Origin of the sequence: uncultured Anaerococcus sp., from assembly GCF_947253225.1 — a bacterium.
Taxonomy (GTDB): Bacteria; Bacillota; Clostridia; order Tissierellales; family Peptoniphilaceae; genus Anaerococcus.
On sequence record NZ_CAMXYR010000029.1, the window covers coordinates 1 to 19,644 of the forward strand.

Below are 19,644 nucleotides of genomic sequence, written 5' to 3' on the forward strand. Positions count from 1 at the left end.
GTAGACTTCTTTAGAAGCCTAGAAATCCCAGTAAGAACTCTCGAATGTTGCTCAGGAGACCTTGCCGACCTCAAAGTAAAATCATGCGACGTTGAGGCATGGAGTCCAAGACAAAAGAAATACTTTGAAGTAGGATCTTGCTCAAACCTCGGAGATGCTCAAGCAAGGAGACTCGGCATAAGACTAAGGGGAGAAGAAGGCACCTACTTTGCCCACACCCTAAATAACACAGTAGTAGCTCCACCAAGAATGCTAATAGCCTTCCTAGAAAACCTCCTCCAAGCAGACGGAAGTGTAAAAATTCCAGCTCCTCTCCAAATGTATATGGGTGGCAAGGAAAAAATTGAACCAAAAACTAAATAGACGCCCAAAAAGCTTAGCATTAATTTTGCTAAGCTTTTTTTGTAAAAATATTAGGAGAGTTTATTTTAAATTTTATTCGCCCCAGAATTGGCTAGCTATTTTTTGTCCTTGGTCTATTTTCTTCCATTGCTCTTCTTCGCTTAGTTCATTTCCGCAATCACATGAGGCAAAGCCACATTGGTGGGATAGGTAGAGTCTGTTTTTATCTATGATTTCACTTGCCTTAGTTAGGAGGTCGAGGGTTCTTTTCTCATCGTCAAGGGTATTGGTCTTACTTGATAAAAGTCCTAGAACTATTTCTACATCATTCCTATCCTTGAAAACCTCGAGAGCCTTTAATGAGCCTGCTCTTTCATCATCCCACTCAAGGTAGAACCTATCGTAATGTTGATTTTTGAGAAAGAGGTTGGCTATGGAATCATAGCTACCAGCTCCAAAAAATCTTGATGCATAGTTACCCCTACAGTTGTGGGTATAGACAAGAAGTCCGAGCTCGTGTCCATAGTCAATCACTTCATTGTTAATATCTATATATTTTTGAGCAAGGCTAAGGTCTTTAAGCTCTTCCTTACTTTTGCCATCAAATTGACTATTATCTGCCTCATCTGCAAACTGTTCCCATAGGCAATCGTCAAATTGGATTATTTTTCCGCCTGCAACTTTGAAATCGTCTAAAAATTCTTTGTAGGAATTAATAAGGTCTGAGCAAAAATCTTCGTTTGATTTGTAATAGGTAGAATCTTTAACAAAGCCAAAATTAACAAGCTCTCCATAGATATGAGCAGGAGATGGTATACATTGTTTGACTTCACTTCTACCATTTACCAATTTTTTAAGTCTTATAAAGTGGTTGATAAATTCGTGGTTTTTGCCTGAGAGTTTTCCGACAAGTCTTATACCAATATCTTTCCTAGTTTCAAACTTGTGGCAACCATCCTTATCTTCAAAAAAGTAGCCAGATTCTTTTATAAATCTTTCTACACCATCAAGACCCCATACAAAGTCAAGATGCCATAGAGACTTTGAAAATTCACCGTCAGTAACTTGGACAAGACCATGGGCTAGTTGTTTTTCTACTACATCGGAAACGGAAGCATCCTCACAATTTTTATATCCTTCTAAATCTTCATAGAAAGGATAGGTGATATCTTCTCTGTTTTCGATTTCTCTCTTATATTTTAATAATTCATGGTTTCTTAGTAATGATCCAACAGTTAAAAATCTTTTTGACATAATTTACCTCTTTTTTTTCTATTTTTTTACTTATTCTTTTTAATGTAACATTCTAACAAATATGGCGCCATTAGAAAATTTAACTATGTATCCTTAAAAATTAATTCAAAAAGAGCCCCATCCTATAAAGGACGAGGCTCTGCCACGTGTTACCACCTAAATTTCAAATTAATCTCACAATTAATAACTCATCGAGTACAAACATACTCTATCGCTATAACGGGCGATCCCGTCTTACCTTAAATATCGGGCAAGAAACTCAAAGGCCATTTTCAATTTGACTTCTCCAGACTATTTCCACCAACCATAGCCTCTCTGGGTAGGTCTATCAAATCTACTTTTCTTATCACAGTTTATTTTCTATGTTTCAAATTATACACAGACTTTTGCTTGGTGTCAAATTATTTTTTATTTTTTTAAATAAAGACCTTTTCAGTTAGGATATAATCAAGCTTTATATCATAATCGAAAACTGGAATGTTTACTGACTTAAAAATATCTGCAAAAAGTCCTACTGAAATTGTATCAGCTTTTTTCAAAAATTTATCGTAGTAGCCTCCACCATAGCCAAGTCTATTTTTATGGGAATCGAAGGAAAGCCCTGGGACAAGGCTTAGGTCGGGATTGCTTATGGAAATCTCAGATGGTGTTGTCCTAATTCCAAAAGATCCCTCAACAAGCTCATCCCAACTTTCCAATTTATTTGCGGTCATAATTTTATTTGAAAGGTAGGGAACATATACTTCCTTACCAGTCTTTAAGGCATGGTCAATGATTTTTTGTGTTTGGATTTCCTTATCTAGGGCAACATATACAAAAATTGACTTGGAATTTTTGTATAGGTCAAGGTCAATTAATCTCTCGAAAATTATATCTGATATTTGTTTGATTTCTCCTTCTTCCATATCTCGTCTGAGATTTAGGAAGAATCTCCTCAATTCACTTTTCATGGATTTTCCTCTCGAATATCTGCATCACTTTTTTCTTTATTGTCTTATTTGCTGGTTTTTTTATATTCTTATCAAAAAAATCTTTCTTGTAGCCTTCTCTGTAGGCTGCTATACATTCCGCACCAAGGATTAGCATGGTTGACACTATCAAAAGCCAGATGAAGAGGGCAAGAATACCAGCTAGAGCTCCATAAACCAAGGATTGGTTGGAGAAGTTGTTTACAAAAAATGAGTAGGCGAAGGTTGCTAGAAATATTGCCACACTAACAAAAAGCCCACCCAAGTATGCTTCTTTGTTTGTAATCCTATTCTTGGAATTTGATGGTGAATATTTATAAAATAAGCCAACAGCAAGAGCCATAACCATAAAAGGAACGAGGTTAGATGAAATTTTGAAAATAGGAGATGATATCAAATCAAGTCCTTCTTGGATATTCGTTCCAAAATGAGTTGTGATTTTTTCTATTATTTGAGCATTGAAGATTCCGATTATGCTAGTCCCATAAATTTGGAATACTAATAAAAATACAATTAAAAGTATGAAAACTAGGGTAAAGATTATACTCATAAGTCTTTGCTTGATGGCTTGCTTGTTGTTGTGGAGTCCATAGGCATGGTTGATGGCGTTTATTAGCTTGTTTACCCCCGAAGTCGCCGACCAAAGGGCAAATAGGATTGTAAGTGTCGTTACTGTTGGCGATTGTGAGGAGATGAGTAGGATATTTATTGCTTCGACTATTAGCTTGCTTGTAGTGTTGGGCAAAAAATCCACAAACTTAAATATTATATCCTCCTTGCCTGCCAAAAAATACGATAGGACTGTTACAAGAACCATCATGAGAGGTATGGAGGCTTGGAGAAGATAGAAGGATAGGGCGGCAGAATATGTTGTTATATCATGCTTGGATATCCTATTTACCAGATTTAATATAAAGCTTTTGAAATTATTTTTTTTAATTTTCATCTTTTAAGTATTTGTCAAACCAGGATTTGATTTCTTCTAGTCTTTTGATTCTGCCCTTTGGTTTCCCAGACCTAGATAGCTCATGGTTTTCTCCGTGGAAGATGTACATCTTTGTAGGAACTTCATTAAGTTTTATTCTTGCATACATCTGGATTCCTTGTTCAAGTGGACACCTATAGTCTTCGTCTGAGTGGATGAAAAGTGTAGGTGTTGTAACATTTTTTGCATATTTTAGGGGAGATTGCTCCCATAACTTGTCAAAATCTTCCCAGATATCGCCAGCCGTTTGATCAGTTGCAAAATAATATCCTATGTCGGAAACTCCATAAAAGCTTGTCCAGTTGGAGATTGACCTTTGGGAGCAGGCAGCCCTAAATCTATTGGTGTGCCCTATTATCCAATTGGTCATAAAACCACCATAACTCCCTCCATAAACTCCCATCTTTTGACTGTCAATTTGCGGATATTTTTCCAGAGCAAGGTCTGTAAATTTCATTAGGTCATCGTAGTCAATATCGCCATATTTTCCTCTTATATCAGAAAATTTCACACCTCGACCACTTGAACCATGAGGATTGGTGTAAATTACAATGTAGCCATCGTTGGCAAACATTTGGTGTTCGTGGTGGAAAATGTCTGATAATTCAGTCTTTGGTCCACCATGAACAGAAAGAAGGGTGGGATATTTCTTATTTTCATCGAAATCTTTTGGAAGGATTACATAAGCCTTTAGGTTATCACCATTTGATTCAAAGTCGAAAGTTTCTATAGGGCAAACCCTAGTATTTACCTTGTTTTCTATTAAAGGTTCACTAGAGGTAGTTGCCTTTAATTCATAGAGAGTATCCTTATCCATTGAAAAATAATATATATCATCGCCAGCTACAACAAAGTCCTCGACCTTACTAGAAATTTCTTTAGTAATATTTCCAGAAAGATCTATAGAATATAGGGGGCTATCTTCAAATTCTGTAACGACAAAGTAGAGCTTATTGTTGGCTACTTCAAAGGTTCTTGAAGTCCCGAACCTTGCGTCAGTTCCTATAGAATTGCCAAAAGCCATGTCGAAATCACTTGGAGAAAGAAGGGTGTAATTTCCATCATAATCGCAAGAATAGATTAGAGCATCTTCGTTAATGCCACCCTTTTTCATATCGGTAGCTACAAAGACAATCCTATTTCCAATAAACCTTGCAGTGGAGTAGGAAAATTCCTTACTAATTAAGGTTTCTACTTTCTTTTCCTTAACATCAAATAAGACTAAATCTTCAACAAGCTCCATCACACCATTTGGCGTGTTATTGGCTTTTAAAAATAGAATTTTGTCCAAATTTTCATTTATATGGCAAAAAGTTAGGTTAGTTGTTGGATCAGATTCCACAAGTAAGTCAAGTTCATCCTTTGCTTTATCATAAAAATAGTAGGCTACCTGTTCGTCTTTTAGAAAACCAGCTCCATTAAAATAAAATGGGAGCTTAGTTACTTCCTTGAAATATGATTCATCTTTGATTTTTTCTTGTTCTTCTTTTGATTTTTTCTCACTTGCCTTTACTAGGAAAAGTTCATCTTTAAGCCACTTGATAGATGAAACATCCTTGGCTAGAGAAAAATATTTATGGCCAACTCCAGATCCAGCTTTGACAAAAAAGGTGTCTTTTTCATCTGTTGAGTCTTTTTTATAAACGAGGTTAGCATCTTTATCGAAAGTGAAAATCGAAGCCTCATTGTCATCGGTTGCTTGGTAATTTTCTTTTGAATGTAGATCATAAATAAATAAATTGCTATCGTATTTATTGTCTTTGCAATTTGCTTTAGTCATCTTGTAAGCTAATTTATCACCACCTTTTGAAATTTCTAGGTTTGATAAAAATTTATAGTCTAAAATATCTTTTAATTTGGTATCGTTCATAATTACTCCTTTACATATCTTTATCCATTATACTTTAATATTTAATTTTTTTAAAAGAAAACGTTTATAATAAATTAATTCGGGTATTAATATAAAAAGAAATTAGGAGGGTATTATGAAATTGAATTTAATAGCCAAGAATTTTACACTTACTGACGATATCAGATTTGAAGCTGACAAGAAGTTTGATAGGCTAGATAAATACTTCCATGATGAACAAGAAATGGACGTTAGGTTTTCTAAGGAGGGCAACGATTTTGTTGTAGAAACAACAGCCTACCTTGATGGAGGAAGAATCCTAAGAGCTGAAACAAGTGATTCAGCCTACCCAACTGCCATAGATAAAAATATAGATGGACTTGTAAGCCAAATTAGAAAAAACAAGACAAAACTAATGAGAGACAGACAAGCAGAAAAGAGCATTAAGTTTGACAACTTCTCTGTTGATGAAGAGGGAAAGGATGATGAGATAAACATTGTAAGAACCAAAGAAATCCACGTCAAACCAATGAGCGCTGAAGAAGCAATCCTTCAAATGGAATTGCTAGATCATAACTTCTTCGTATATCTCGATAGCGAAGATATGCAAGTTAGGGTAGTTTATAGAAGAAGAAAAGGTGATTACGGACAAATCATTCCTAGCTTGGACTGATAATATAAGGTAACTTAACTAGGGGACTTTTATAAGTCCTCTTTTTTCTTGGAAAAAATTTAAAAAGTAGTAAAAATATTTGTAAAATAATTTTTTTATCAAAATTAACTGGTATAGTAATAGGAGCGAATATATAAGGTTGAGTGATTTATTTTACAAAAATCGCTTTTTGCTTTAATATATAAGAGTAAAATCCTTTCCTTGCTAAGGTCAGGTGCTTACATAAGAAGAATTGGAGAGTGAATAATTTGGCATTATTTAATTTATTTAAGTCATTTAGCCAAAAGGAAATTGAGCAAAACCAAAAACTTGTTGATCAAATCCTTGCGCTAGATGAATCTATGCAAAAACTTACAGATTTGCAATTGCAAAACAAAACTAGTGAATTTAAACAAAGATTAGCACAAGGTGAAACTGTTGATGACTTATTAGTTGAGGCTTTCGCAGTGGTAAGAGAAGCAAGTTCCAGAGTTTTGGGTATGAAACATTATCCAGTCCAACTTTTGGGTGGTATTGTTCTTCACAATGGACAAATCGCAGAGATGAGAACTGGTGAAGGTAAGACCCTTGTGGCTACGCTTCCTTCTTACTTAAATGCTCTTACAGGTAGGGGAGTTCACGTCGTAACAGTTAACGACTACCTTGCTAAGCGTGACCAAGAGTGGATGGGTAAGGTACATACTTTCCTAGGTCTAACTGTTGGTTGTATAGTTTATGGACTTACAAATAGCGAGAGAAAGAAGAACTACAACGCAGATATTACTTACGGAACTAACAACCAATTTGGTTTCGATTATTTAAGAGACAACATGGTTATCTATAAGGATGATATGGTTCAAAGAGACCTTCACTATGCTATAGTCGATGAGGTTGACTCAATTCTTATAGATGAGGCTAGAACTCCACTTATTATTTCTGGTCAAGGGGATGAATCTACTGATACTTATGTTAGGGCAAATGAGTTTATTCAAACCCTAGAGGGAAGAATCCTTGATCCTAATGAGGATGCAGATATTGATCCTTTTGATAGGGAATTTAAGGTTGAAGATGTTGATTTCCTTGTAGATGAGAAGAGAAAGTCATCCAACCTCACAGAAAAAGGTACAGCTAAGGCTGAAAAATTCTTTGGTATAGACAACCTTTCAGATACAGATAATATCGAGCTTGCCCACTACATCAACAACGCCTTAAAGGCAAATACTACAATGACAAGGGATATTGACTATGTAGTTAACCATGGGGAAGTTGAGATTGTAGATGAGTTTACAGGTCGTATTATGCAAGGTAGGAGATTTTCAGATGGTCTTCACCAAGCTATTGAAGCTAAAGAAGGGGTAGAAGTTAAGGCTGAGAGCAAAACTCTTGCAACAATTACCTTCCAAAACTACTTTAGAATGTATGATAAACTTTCAGGTATGACTGGTACTGCTAAGACTGAGGAAGACGAGTTTAGTGAAATTTACAAGCTTGACGTTGTTGAAATTCCTACAAATAGACCAGTACAAAGACATGATGATGTTGATTATGTATATATCAATGAACGTGGTAAGTTTAATGCTATTATTGATGAGATCAATAGAGTTCATGCTACGGGTCAACCTATTCTTGTCGGAACAATATCAATAGAAGCAAGTGAGAGATTATCTGAGGCCTTAAAGAAGGCTGGTATAACTCACACAGTTTTGAATGCTAAAAATCACGAAAGAGAAGCTGATATAGTCGCCCAAGCAGGTAGATTAAACCAAGTAACTATCGCAACCAACATGGCTGGTCGTGGTACAGATATTATGCTCGGTGGTAACGTAGACCACATGGCTATGTCTAGACTTAAAAGAGAGGGAGTGGCTGAGGAAGTTCTCGAACAAGTTGACTCTTTCGCAGAGACAAGTGACCAAGCCGTCCTAGATGCTCGTAAGAAGTATAGACACTACAAGGATATCTATAGACCAGAAATTAAGGCGGAAGCTGAGAAAGTAAAGGAAGTCGGTGGTCTTTATATAATAGGTTCTGAAAGACATGAATCCCGTCGTATAGATAACCAGTTGAGAGGTCGTTCAGGTCGTCAAGGAGACCCTGGTAAGTCAAGGTTCTTTATCTCTCTTGAGGATGATTTGGTTAGACTTAATGGTGGAGAGGCTGTTGCTAAGTTTGTAGAAAAGTATAACTACGATGAAAATGAGCCAATAGTATCTAAGATGGTTTCTAAGGCAGTTGAGAGAGCTCAAACAAGAGTCGAGGCTAACAATTTTGCAACTAGAAAAAGAGTCCTTCAATACGACGATGTTATGAATAAGCAAAGAACAATTATTTATAATGAAAGAAGAGAAGTTCTCTTTGGTCAAGATATGAAAGAAACTATCATAGCTATGATTAAGGATGTAATAGAAAATGCAGTGTATACTTTCACTAATCCTGAAGTTAAACCTGAAAATTGGGAGATGACTGCCCTTCTAAACTATCTAAATGGTCTTTCTATGCCAGTTTCAACCCTACACTTTGAAAATATCAACTCTTATACTCAAAAAGATTTGATTGATTATATTACAGATATAACCCTAGCTAAGTATGAGGACAAGGAAGCCCAATTTGGTCCTGATAATATGAGAGAGGTTGAAAGGGTAATTCTTCTTAGAGTAATTGACCAAAAATGGATGGATCATATTGATGCAATGGATCAAATGAGAAAGGAAATCGGAGTAAGGGCTATGGGACAAGAAGATCCTGTAAGAGCTTACACTAATGAAGGTTTCGAGATGTATGAAGATATGACTAGATCTATCCAAGAAGATACTGTAAAATATATGCTCGGTGTTGAAATTAGACAAAATATTGAGAGAAAACAAGTCCTAAGACCAAGCGAAGAAAGCCTTGAGGATATGGATGAGCAAGAAGATGTGGAAAATCTCAATAGGGCTGAGCGTAGAAGACATGAACGTGAAGCTAAGAAATCTAACGTAAAGAAGTAATATGAAAGAAATTTTTGAATTAAGATCTGAAATAGAAGATTTGACGAAAAAATTGAATTTGATTGGAGATTCTCTTTGACCCAGCTAGTCTTGAAAAAGAAGTAAGAGAGCTTGAGCAAAAAACTTCAAGTCCAGATTTTTGGAATGATTCTGCTACTGCCCAAAAAATCATGGCAGATTTAGCTATCAAGAAAGAAGATCTAAAGGACTACCAAAGCTTAAAAAATGGCATAAGTGATAATGTTGATATTCTTGACTTGGTAGAACTTAGCGAGGATAGTGAGGTCGAAACTCTTGAGGGGGTCGAGGCTTCTTTGAGAAGCCTTGACAAGCTTTCTCAAAAAATGAAGCTTAAAACCCAGCTTAGTGGGGAATATGATAAGAACAATGCTTATCTGTCAATAAATGCTGGGGCAGGTGGTCTTGAGGCTACTGACTGGGCTGATATGCTCTTTAGGATGTATTGCAGGTATTTTGACGACCAAGGCTTCAAGTATGAAATCAAGGATTTGAATAATGAAGAAGCGGGTGGTATCAAATCTGTAACTATTCATGTCAAGGGAAGCTATGCATATGGCTATCTAAAGGGCGAGAAGGGTGTTCATAGGCTTGTTAGGATATCACCCTTTGATAGTCAATCTAGGAGACATACTTCCTTTGCTTCGGTGGATATTTTTCCAGAACTCGATGATAACATTGAGATAGATATTGACCCAACAGATTTGAGAATTGATACTTACAGGGCAAGTGGAGCTGGTGGTCAACACGTTAATAAGACGGATTCAGCGGTAAGGATTACCCATATACCAACTGGAGTTGTTGCTACAAGTCAAGCAGAGAGAAGCCAGATTCAAAATAAGCAAACAGCTATGAATTTACTTATGAGTAAACTTGTTCAAATCAAAGAAGAAGAGCAGAGAGAAAAAATTGAAGACATCCAAGGCAAGTATTCACAAATAGCTTGGGGTAGCCAAATCAGATCCTATGTTTTCCAACCCTATACTATGGTCAAAGACCACAGGACAAATTATGAGATGGGAAATGTAGATTCTGTGATGGATGGCAATATCCAAGGCTTTATTGATGCTTATCTTGCAAGTAATTAGGAAAGAGGAAGGTTTGACCCTTCCCTTTTTTGAATATTAGGAGGAAATTTTGAAAGATATAATACTTACAGGTGATAGACCTACAGGTAGACTTCATCTTGGTCATTATGTAGGAAGCTTGAAAAATAGGGTCAAGATGCAGAATGAAACAGATTTTGAAAAAATGTATGTAATGATTGCGGATAGCCAAGCTCTTACTGATAATTTTGATAATCCAGAAAAGATAAGGGAAAATTTAATAGAAGTTGCCTTAGACTATCTCAGTGTTGGACTAGACCCAGCCAAGGTAACTTTTTTTGTCCAATCACAAATTCCAGAGTTAACAGAACTTACCTTTTATTTCCTAAATCTTGTAACCCTATCAAGACTTGAGAGAAATCCAACAGTTAAGTCAGAAATTAAGCTTAGAAATTTTGAGACTTCTCTTCCAGCGGGATTTTTGATTTATCCTGTAAGCCAAGCTGCTGATATTTTGTTATTTGATGCAAATATAGTACCAGTTGGTGAGGATCAAGAGCCTATGCTTGAGCAGGCAAGAGAGCTTGCTAGGAGTTTTAATAACATCTATGGTAAGACCTTTGTTGAACCTAAGGCAGTCCTACCTGAAACAAAAATTGCAAGGAGGATGCCAGGCATTGATGGAGGAGCCAAGATGAGCAAGTCTTTGGGAAATGCTATTTACCTTGCTGATGATAAAAAAACAGTAAAGAAAAAAGTAATGAGCATGTATACAGATCCTAACCATATCAATATAGATGATCCAGGTAGGGTTGAGGGCAATATTGTCTTTACTTACCTTGATGTTTTTTCAAAGCCAGAACATTTCAAAGAATTTTTGCCTGACTATGAAAATTTAGACGCCTTAAAAGACCACTACAGAAGAGGCGGATTAGGTGATGTAAAGTGTAAGAAATTCCTAATCAAGGTTTTGGAAGATGAGCTAGAACCGATCAGAAATAAGCGAGCTGATTTAGAAAAAGACCTTGAAAAAGTCTTTGATATTTTAGAAGATGGAACAAGAAGAGCAAGAGAAGCTGGTCAGAAAAAGATAGAAGAAGTTAAAAAAGCAATGGGGATTAATTACTTTGTGGATAAGGATTTAATCAAGACTCTCCAAGAAAAATACAAATAAAAATATGGCTAGCTTATGAGCATAGAGCAAGTAAACTAGCCGATTTTTAGTTTAAGAAAGGAATAATAATGAACAAATTTAATTCAAGGTTAGGCTTTATCCTAACAGCAGTTGGTTCTGCGGTTGGGATGGCAAATGTGTGGGGCTTTCCCTATAAGCTCCAAGAAGGGGGACTTTTTTTCTTAATAGTCTACATATTTTTTATTGGACTATTTTCCTATGTTGGTCTTTCTAGCGAATTTGCAATTGGTAGGATAGCAGAAACTGGAACCATAGGTTCATATGAGAAGGCCTTTGCGAGCAAAGGAAAAAATCCTAAGCTAGGAACAGCAATTTCAATCCTACCTCTCATAGGTCTTGTGCTACTTACAATAGGTTATGCAGTTGTTGTAGCCTATATCATGAAGGCTCTTTTTGATTCTTTGACTGGAACTCTTATGACTAGTGATGTGGCATCGTGGTATGAAGACTTGACAAACACCAAGTATTCTGTGGGAATCTTCCACCTTTTGGTAATAATCCTAACTCTCGTTAATTGTTTGGGTTCGGCAAAAACTTTAGAAAAATCCAGCAAATTTATGATGCCAGCTTTTTTTATACTATTTATAGTAATTGCAATCAAAATTCTAACCTTGCCAAATGCTCTTGAAGGCTACAGGTATATGTTTAGGATTGATAAGAGTCAGATAAGGATTGGAACAGTTGTATCGGCTATGGGTCAGGCTTTCTTTTCCCTATCAATAACAGGTTCGGCAATGATGATTTGTGGGGCCTATCTCCATAAGGATGAGGATATAGTTTATTCATCAAAGATGACGGGACTTCTGGATACAATAGCAGCCCTAGTTGCAGCATTAGTTATGATTCCATCTGTAATTGTTTTTTATATGGACCAAGCAGGAGGACCAGGTCTCCTTTTTCAAGTCCTACCAACTATTCTCCAAAATATTGAGGGAGGAAGGCTATTTGCAATAATCTTATATCTTGCAGTTCTCTTTGCAGGCATTTCTTCTTTGCAAATTATGTTTGAAGTTGTTGTAGAATCATTAGATTACAAGTTTGATAGATTAAATCGTAAGCTAGTTTTGTATGTATTAGCTATTTTTGTTTTTATAGTTGGACTAAATATAGAAAAAATCAGCCAATGGGGTCCATTTATGGATATAATTTCAATTTATATTATTCCTATAGGAGCTATGATTGGGGCAGTAACTTGGTTTTTTATTCTTGATAAAAAAACTTTGATGGATGAAATAAATATGGGTGCTGGCAAGACCTATGGCGAAACTTGGTACAAGATTGGAAAATACTTGTACACACCCTTAGTTATAGTGATTTGCATTCTTACTATTCTTATGTAGAAATTCCCTCATGGGAATTTTTTTATTAAAAAACTTTACTTATTTAAAGTTTGTGATATAATACTAACATGCTTTAAAGTGAAAAACTTTTTTAAAGCTCAAGGAGTAATTATGAACAAATTTAATTCAAAAATAGGTTTTATACTAACTGCTGTGGGCTCTGCAGTAGGAATGGCAAATGTATGGGGCTTTCCTTACAAGTTTCAGCAAGGAGGGCTTGTCTTTCTTCTTGCTTACCTAGTTTTTGTTGTTATATTTTCCTATGTTGGACTTTCGAGTGAGTTTGCAGTAGGCAGATATGCTGGTACAGGAACCCTAGGAGCTTATTATAAATCCTTTAAGACTAGAAATAAAGATAACTTTATTGGAAAAAATATTGGTTTCATTCCTTTGCTAGGTTCACTTTTGATAGCAGTCGGATATGCTGTTATTGTTTCTTATGTATTTAAGGCCTTAGTAAATTCGTTGACTGGAGAGCTTATGGTTGCAGATACATCTACTTGGTTCGATTCATTTTCATTGAGTCCATACTCAGTGGTTATCTATCACTTTCTTGTAATAGCAATAACTCTTGTTACTTGCATAGGTGGAGCAAGCACTATTGAAAAGTCCAATAAATTTATGATGCCGACTTTTTTCATCTTATTTGTAGTTTTAGCCATTAAAATCTTTACCCTCGATGGGGCTATAGAAGGCTACAAATATATGTTTAGATTTGATCCACAGGCTTTGAATATTAACACTGTAGTTCAAGCTATGGGTCAAGCTTTCTTCTCTCTATCAGTAACAGGATCGGGGATGATAGTTTGTGGAGCTTACTTAAACAAGAATGAAGATATTGTTTCATCTTCTAAAATGACAGGCTTACTTGACACAGTAGCAGCTCTTCTAGCTTCATGCGTAATAATTCCATCAATTATGGTTTATAAGATGGATCAAGCAGGAGGACCTGGCCTATTGTTCCAAGTTTTACCGAAGATTTTACAAGATATGTTTTTAGGAAGAATATTCGCTATAATCTTGTACTTAGCAGTAATTCTTGCTGGGATATCCTCCCTCCAGAATATGTTTGAAGTTGTTGCAGAATCATTAATGCATAGATTCCCAAAAATAAAGAGAAATATTGCCTTGATTGTAATTGGAATATTTGTATTCGGCATTGGGGTAAAAATGGAAATGATCAGTCAATGGGGACCATTTATGGATATCATTTCAATCTACATTATACCAATAGGAGCATCAATAGGTGCTGTAACATGGTTTTATATCCTAGCTAAGGATAAGCTAATTGGGGAGATTAACCAGGGTGCTAGTAAAAAATATGGGCAAACATGGTATAAGATAGGAAAATATATCTACACACCAATTGCTATAATCCTATGTTTGATAGCTCTTATATTCAAAATTTCGTTTTAGATAATTAGAATATTAAGATAAAGATTACAACTAATATAAGAGTATAAAAGGCTCTATAATAAGTAGTGGTGGTGAAAGTAAATAATACTTTTGCCAGCACTATTTTTATAGGGCCTTTAAATTTTAAGAAAAATAAGCGGAAGGATTCTTGTTGGAAGAATCTATTCCGCTTAGATAAAATTAACTATACTTGAGGGGTAAATTTAAGCATTTGCTTTATTTTAATAAAAACCTAGCTTATCTTTTGAAGTATCTACTATGATGTTTTTAACTTGAGTGTAGGCATCTAGGGCAAGTTTATCAGTTTCTCTTCCGATTCCAGAATCCTTGTAACCACCGAAAGGAGCTCCTGCTGGGAATTGGTTGTAGGTATTTACCCAAATTCTTCCTGTTTGGAGGGCATTTGCGACTTTCATAATTCTATACATATCATTTGAATAAATTCCTCCACCAAGGCCGTAGTGGGAATCATTTGCCATTTTTATTACATCATCTTCATCCTTAAATTTATTTACTATAAGTACTGGTCCGAAGATTTCTTCTGTGTAAGCTTCGTTATCTTTTGGAACATCGGCAAGGATAGTTGGAGCATAGAAAGCACCCTTATCAAGGCCATTTTCTGTAAGTCTCTTGCCTCCAGTTAGAATTTTTCCGCCAGCTTCAACAGCCTTATCTACAAAGGATTGGATGACAGGAATCCTTTTTTCATCTCTTAGGGCTCCCATTTGTGTTGTAGGGTTAAGTGGGTTACCAACTTTTACTTTCTCAAAGGCTTCTACTAATTTATCGACAAATTCATCGTAAATTCCTTCTTGAATAAAGAGCCTTGAACCTGCTGAGCAAACTTCTCCTTGGTTAAAGAGGATACCTACTTGCGCACCTTCAAGTGCTTTTTCTATATCAGCATCATCAAAGATAATATGAGCAGACTTACCACCTAGCTCTAGCGTTGATGGAATTAGGTTTTCGGCAGCAGAAATTCCTATATGGCGACCAACACTAGTTGAACCAGTAAAGGCAAGCTTATCGAGTCCCTTGTGGTGTTGGAGATACTCTCCAGTTTTTGAACCCTTTCCACTTACAATATTTATAAGTCCCTTTGGCAAAAGGTCCTCAATTATCCTAATCATCTCCAAAAGTCCAAGGGAAGTATTGGAAGAAGGTGAGATTACTATTGTGTTTCCACCAGCTATGGCTGGAGCAAGTTTCCAAGCAGCCATCAACAAAGGAAAGTTCCAAGGAATCATTTGTCCAACAACTCCTAGAGGTTCTCTAGTTCTAATAGATAAAAACCTTCCGTCAAGTTTTGAAATTTCATCTTCACTAGCTCTCAAAATGCTGGCGAAGTATCTAAAGTGGTCAACAACCCAAGGTAGGTCTACAAGAGTTGTTTCTCTTATCGCTTTGCCATTATCCATAGTTTCGATTTTAGCAAGATAATCAAGATTTTCTTCGATTCTATCAGCTATTTTATTAAGAAGGCTTGCACGAGTTTCTTTAGACCAAGATCCATATTCTCCTTCAAAACAAGCTCTAGCAGCAGTTATTGCCTTATCAACATCACTGTCATTTGCAGTAGCAAATTCTGATAACTTTTCTCCCGTAGCAGGATTTATTACATCAAGATATTCTCCACTTGCAGGTTTAACCCATTCTCCATCTATATATAAGTCATATCTATTTTTAATATCCATTTTAATCTCCTTTGAATTTAACTCTCGTAGTCTAATGATACCCAGCTTATATAGTTAATAAACAATAAAAATTTGTTCTGTGGTAAAAATATAAGTAAATTATTTGTAAAAACTTCTTAGCCAACAAGAGTGGGAAATAAAGGAGGAGATTTTTAAAAGAAAATGGGCTGGTACAAAACGATTTATGATAGTCCTTCCATACATTAGAAGATTCTCCTAGGAAGTTTGCCATAAGAGTTTATAAACCTTCAAAGGAGAGATTTCTAATGCTAGTGGAAGGGCTCAATCATCTTGTATCAGCCCTAAAGTTTTCTAAAAATTTGGAATTAACTTGGAATATTATTTATTTTCTTTTTCTATAGCAGCTTGAGCAGCGGCAAGTTTAGCTATTGGAACCCTGAATGGAGAACATGATACATAATCAAGTCCAACATTATAGAGGTATTTAACTGTACTTGGCTCACCACCATGTTCACCACAGATACCTAAGTGGAGAGCAGGATTGGATTTTCTACCCTTTTCAACAGCAGTTTCTACTAAGAAGCCAACACCTTTTTGATCTAGGACTTGGAAAGGATCTTTTTCAAAGATATCTTTGTCGATGTAAGCAGGTAGGAATTTTCCAGCATCATCTCTTGATAAACCAAAGGTCATTTGTGTTAGGTCGTTAGTACCAAAGCTGAAGAAATCTGTGATTTGAGCTATTTCATCAGCTGTGATTGCAGCTCTAGGAATTTCAATCATTGTACCTAATAGGTATTTAACTTCGCATCCCTTTTCTTCAAATACTTTTTTAATTTCATCTTCTACAGTATCTTTTACAGTTTTAAGTTCGAATACATCACTTGAAAGTGGAATCATTATTTCAGGCACAACTTCAATTCCATCTTGTTTGCAGTGGATTGCAGCTTGGATTATTGCACGAGCTTGCATTCTTGCAATTTCTGGATATATAACAGCTAGTCTTAGACCTCTGAAACCTAACATAGGGTTAACTTCTTGAAGTTCAGCAATTCTTTCTTTAACTCTTGCTGGTTGAATATTTAATTCAAGGGCAAGGTCTTTTATTTCAGTTTCACCCTTTGGAAGGAATTCGTGAAGTGGTGGATCAAGAAGTCTTACTGTAACAGGCCTTTCTTTCATTAATGAGTAGATTTGATAGAAGTCATCTTCTTGCATTGGAAGAATCTTATCAAGAGCAGCTTGCCTTGTCTCAAGATCGCTTGCAAGAATCATTTTACGAACTTGGAAGATTCTATCTTCTTTAAAGAACATATGTTCTGTTCTACATAGACCGATACCTTCAGCACCGAAGTCAAGAGCTTGAGCTACATCTCTTGGGGTATCAGCGTTTGTTCTAACTTTCATATCTCTATATTTGTCAACCCAACCCATAAAGGTACCAAAAGCACCTGCAAGTTGTGGTGGTTGTGTTTCAAGGTTTCCTGCATAAATTGCACCAGTTGAACCATCAATTGAGATTACATCATCACCAGTATAAACCTTATCTCCGACTCTTACTGTATGTTCATATTCATCAACGTGCATATCTCCTGCACCAGCAACACAACACTTACCCATACCTCTGGCTACTACGGCAGCGTGGCTTGTCATTCCTCCACGGGCAGTAAGGATACCCTTAGCAGATACCATACCTTCAAGGTCTTCTGGAGATGTTTCTTCACGAACGAGAATTACAGCTTCACCTTCAGCAGCTCTCTTAGCAGCTTCTTTGGCAGAGAAGGCAATTTTACCAACAGCAGCCCCTGGAGATGCAGCTAGTCCTCTAGTGATAGGTTCATTTGTATCTATCGCTTTTTGAGTGAAAGTAGGGTGGAGAAGTCCGTCTAAGTCTCTTGGGTTAACCCTAAGCACAGCTTCTTTTTCATCAATTAGTCCTTCTTCTACCAAATCAACAGCAACTTTTACAGCAGCTTGAGCAGTTCTCTTACCATTTCTTGTTTGGAGAAGGAAGAGTTTACCATCTTGGATAGTAAATTCCATATCTTGCATATCTTTGTAGTGTTGTTCGAGTTTTTCTGAAGTTTCGAAGAATTGTTGGTAAACTTCTGGCATAGCTTCTTTAAGAGTTGCAATTTCTTGTGGAGTTCTTACACCAGCAACAACGTCCTCGCCTTGGGCATTAATTAGGTATTCACCGAAAAGCACATTTTCACCAGTAGCTGGGTTTCTTGAAAAAGCTACACCTGTACCAGATGTTTCTCCCATATTACCAAATACCATAGACTGAACGTTAACAGCTGTACCCATAGCATCATCAATATCATTTAGTTTTCTGTAGAGAATTGCTCTATCATTTCCCCAAGATCTAAATACAGCAGAAATAGCTGCATCAAGTTGAGCTCTTGGTTCTTGAGGGAAATCTTCGCCTTTTAGTTCTCTATATTTTACCTTATATTCTTCCACTAACTCTTTTAAATCGTTTGCATCAAGTTCAGTATCAAGCTTAACACCCTTAGCTTCTTTCTTAGCTGTAAGAAGTTTTTCAAAATTATTCTTATCTAGCTCCATAGCAACATCTGCAAACATTTGGATAAAACGTCTGTAAGAATCATAAGCGAATCTTTCATTATCAGTTTTCTTAGCAAGTCCAATAACTGCATCATCATTAAGACCAAGATTCAAGATTGTATCCATCATACCAGGCATTGAAATAGGAGCACCTGACCTTACTGAAACAAGAAGAGGATCTTCTGTTGAACCAAAAGTCTTTCCATTAGCTTCTTCTAGGTCTTTGATATGTTGGGTAACTTCTTTGTTCAAATCGTCCCAAAGTTTCTTATCTTCTTTGTAAAATCTGGTACAAGCCTCAGTAGTGATTGTAAAACCATAAGGTACTGTAATACCAAGGTTGGTCATCTCTGCGAGGTTTGCACCTTTACCACCCAAGAGGGCTCTCATTGACATGTTTCCTTCGTTAAAGTTATAAACGTATTTGTTTGTCATTTTTCTTTCCTTTCCAATAACCTATTTTTGTTTAAATAATTAAGAATAATATCTGATGTTTCTTCGATAGACCTATAAGTAACATCAATTACCATACACCCCAAATCATCCATAAAATTTTTAGCATAGTCAAGCTCTTTTTCTATCCTTTCCATACTTGAATAAATTGAATCATCAGAAAGATTCAAGGATTTAAGCCTAGCATCTCTAACATTTTTAAGAACAACCTTATCAATTGTAAGACCAAATATTCTATTAGGATCTATTTCAAACAATTCTCGGGGAGCCTTTGAATCCAAAATTAAAGGAATATTTGATACTTTGAGTCCCTTACTAGCCAAATACATTGATAGGGGAGTTTTAGATGATCTAGAAACTCCGATAATTGCGACATCACAAAATTTTATCCCCCTAAAATCAGCTCCATCATCAAATTTTAAAGCGAAATTCAAAGCATCAAGCCTTCTGAAATGTTCAGTTTCATAAACATCAATAAATTTAGGGGACTCACTCGGCTTTTTGCCTAAAATCGAACTAAGACTATTGATGGAATAGCCCATCAAATCTATCGCACTGATTTCATGACTTTGGGTAAAGTTTTGCACATATGCACTCATCTTAGAATCCTGAAAAGAGTGATAGATTATTATATTTGTATTTTTAATGCTTGCTAATGTTTCGGATAGTAAGTCTAGGTCTCTGATAGGAGATTTGATGTAGACGTTGTAGGTAACATCAAATTGCTTCAAAGAGAAATTAACTATTTCTGATAGGGCAAGACCCGCAGTATCCGAAATAATATAAATATCCAATTTTTTTCACTCCTTATTATTGATTCTTATTATATTATACCAAAAAAATTCAACAATGAAAACTTTTCCATAAAAAATTTATAAATGTTGAAAAATAACAGGATATATATGGGAAATCA

At 35.9% G+C, this 19,644-nt stretch carries 14 protein-coding genes and 1 other annotated feature; of the genes, 7 read left to right on the plus strand and 7 right to left on the minus strand.

Annotated features, from left to right (window positions below; all coding sequences use genetic code 11):
- The coding region (locus Q0W95_RS04780) for an aminoacyl--tRNA ligase-related protein (RefSeq protein WP_366800488.1) at positions 1 to 363 on the plus strand (363 nt) is incomplete at its 5' end.
- A 72-nt stretch (positions 364 to 435) separates the two neighbouring features.
- On the opposite strand, the gene Q0W95_RS04785 is transcribed toward Q0W95_RS04780, so the two are convergent.
- The 4 genes from Q0W95_RS04785 to Q0W95_RS04800 all read right to left on the minus strand — a co-directional run bounded on the left by Q0W95_RS04785 (position 436) and on the right by Q0W95_RS04800 (position 5,419).
- Positions 436 to 1,596 (minus strand): 5-methyltetrahydropteroyltriglutamate--homocysteine methyltransferase, encoded by a 1,161-nt coding sequence (locus Q0W95_RS04785; RefSeq protein ID WP_297790403.1) that lies wholly within the window; start codon positions 1,594 to 1,596, stop codon positions 436 to 438.
- 124 nt (positions 1,597 to 1,720) lie between these two features.
- Positions 1,721 to 1,955 (minus strand) — a binding site (T-box leader).
- 57 nt (positions 1,956 to 2,012) lie between these two features.
- Entirely contained in the window at positions 2,013 to 2,546 is a 534-nt protein-coding gene (locus Q0W95_RS04790; RefSeq protein ID WP_297790405.1) for a 5-formyltetrahydrofolate cyclo-ligase, read from the minus strand.
- Positions 2,536 to 3,510 carry a YihY/virulence factor BrkB family protein gene (locus Q0W95_RS04795; RefSeq protein ID WP_297790407.1) on the minus strand — a complete coding sequence of 325 codons (975 nt, stop codon included), beginning with the start codon at positions 3,508 to 3,510 and terminating at the stop codon, positions 2,536 to 2,538. The genes Q0W95_RS04790 and Q0W95_RS04795 overlap by 11 nt, the downstream gene beginning before the upstream one ends.
- The gene (locus Q0W95_RS04800; protein ID WP_297790409.1) at positions 3,500 to 5,419 is read right to left on the minus strand and encodes a S9 family peptidase; all 1,920 of its coding nucleotides are present in this window, start codon (positions 5,417 to 5,419) and stop codon (positions 3,500 to 3,502) included. Before Q0W95_RS04800 ends, Q0W95_RS04795 begins: the two co-directional genes overlap by 11 nt.
- Positions 5,420 to 5,534: 115 nt before the next feature.
- On the opposite strand from Q0W95_RS04800, the gene raiA reads away from it, so the two are divergent.
- The 6 genes from raiA to Q0W95_RS04830 all read left to right on the plus strand — a co-directional run bounded on the left by raiA (position 5,535) and on the right by Q0W95_RS04830 (position 14,052).
- Positions 5,535 to 6,071, plus strand: coding sequence for a ribosome-associated translation inhibitor RaiA (gene raiA / locus Q0W95_RS04805; RefSeq protein ID WP_297790411.1), 537 nt, complete (start codon positions 5,535 to 5,537; stop codon positions 6,069 to 6,071).
- A 248-nt stretch (positions 6,072 to 6,319) separates the two neighbouring features.
- The gene (gene secA / locus Q0W95_RS04810) at positions 6,320 to 9,037 is read left to right on the plus strand and encodes a preprotein translocase subunit SecA (RefSeq protein WP_297790412.1); all 2,718 of its coding nucleotides are present in this window, start codon (positions 6,320 to 6,322) and stop codon (positions 9,035 to 9,037) included.
- 1 nt (position 9,038) lies between these two features.
- Positions 9,039 to 10,143 (plus strand): peptide chain release factor 2 gene (gene prfB, locus Q0W95_RS04815; protein ID WP_297790413.1). Its coding sequence is split into 2 segments (ribosomal slippage): positions 9,039 to 9,113 and positions 9,115 to 10,143, totalling 1,104 coding nucleotides; the frame shifts between segments, so codons are not numbered across the junction.
- A 49-nt stretch (positions 10,144 to 10,192) separates the two neighbouring features.
- Positions 10,193 to 11,275, plus strand: coding sequence for a tryptophan--tRNA ligase (trpS, locus tag Q0W95_RS04820; protein ID WP_297790414.1), 1,083 nt, complete (start codon positions 10,193 to 10,195; stop codon positions 11,273 to 11,275).
- A gap of 68 nt (positions 11,276 to 11,343) precedes the next feature.
- A complete protein-coding gene (locus Q0W95_RS04825; protein WP_297790415.1) occupies positions 11,344 to 12,636 on the plus strand; it encodes a sodium-dependent transporter in 1,293 nt (430 codons plus the stop codon).
- Between the two features lie 111 nt (positions 12,637 to 12,747).
- Positions 12,748 to 14,052 carry a sodium-dependent transporter gene (locus Q0W95_RS04830; protein ID WP_297790416.1) on the plus strand — a complete coding sequence of 435 codons (1,305 nt, stop codon included), beginning with the start codon at positions 12,748 to 12,750 and terminating at the stop codon, positions 14,050 to 14,052.
- Positions 14,053 to 14,273: 221 nt separating this feature from the next.
- Here the strand turns inward: Q0W95_RS04830 and Q0W95_RS04835 are convergent, their stop codons facing one another.
- The 3 genes from Q0W95_RS04835 to Q0W95_RS04845 form a co-directional block, all read right to left on the minus strand.
- On the minus strand, positions 14,274 to 15,746 hold the full coding sequence (locus Q0W95_RS04835) for an aldehyde dehydrogenase family protein (RefSeq protein WP_297790418.1): 1,473 nt from the start codon (positions 15,744 to 15,746) through the stop codon (positions 14,274 to 14,276).
- 339 nt (positions 15,747 to 16,085) lie between these two features.
- The gene (gene ppdK / locus Q0W95_RS04840; RefSeq protein ID WP_297790420.1) at positions 16,086 to 18,713 is read right to left on the minus strand and encodes a pyruvate, phosphate dikinase; all 2,628 of its coding nucleotides are present in this window, start codon (positions 18,711 to 18,713) and stop codon (positions 16,086 to 16,088) included.
- Positions 18,710 to 19,525 carry a pyruvate, water dikinase regulatory protein gene (locus Q0W95_RS04845; protein ID WP_297790422.1) on the minus strand — a complete coding sequence of 272 codons (816 nt, stop codon included), beginning with the start codon at positions 19,523 to 19,525 and terminating at the stop codon, positions 18,710 to 18,712. The genes ppdK and Q0W95_RS04845 overlap by 4 nt, the downstream gene beginning before the upstream one ends.
- Positions 19,526 to 19,644: the final 119 nt, after the last annotated feature.

Excerpts from the sequence above, each read along its gene's own strand:
- Q0W95_RS04835 (WP_297790418.1), bottom strand. The coding sequence starts at position 15,746 with ATGGATATTAAAAATAGATATGACTTATATATAGATGGAGAATGGGTT.
- raiA (WP_297790411.1), top strand. The coding sequence starts at position 5,535 with ATGAAATTGAATTTAATAGCCAAGAATTTTACACTTACTGACGATATC.
- Q0W95_RS04795 (WP_297790407.1), bottom strand. The coding sequence starts at position 3,510 with ATGAAAATTAAAAAAAATAATTTCAAAAGCTTTATATTAAATCTGGTA.
- Q0W95_RS04790 (WP_297790405.1), bottom strand. The coding sequence starts at position 2,546 with ATGAAAAGTGAATTGAGGAGATTCTTCCTAAATCTCAGACGAGATATG.
- Q0W95_RS04800 (WP_297790409.1), bottom strand. The coding sequence starts at position 5,419 with ATGAACGATACCAAATTAAAAGATATTTTAGACTATAAATTTTTATCA.
- Q0W95_RS04785 (WP_297790403.1), bottom strand. The coding sequence starts at position 1,596 with ATGTCAAAAAGATTTTTAACTGTTGGATCATTACTAAGAAACCATGAA.
- Q0W95_RS04830 (WP_297790416.1), top strand. The coding sequence starts at position 12,748 with ATGAACAAATTTAATTCAAAAATAGGTTTTATACTAACTGCTGTGGGC.
- Q0W95_RS04825 (WP_297790415.1), top strand. The coding sequence starts at position 11,344 with ATGAACAAATTTAATTCAAGGTTAGGCTTTATCCTAACAGCAGTTGGT.
- ppdK (WP_297790420.1), bottom strand. The coding sequence starts at position 18,713 with ATGACAAACAAATACGTTTATAACTTTAACGAAGGAAACATGTCAATG.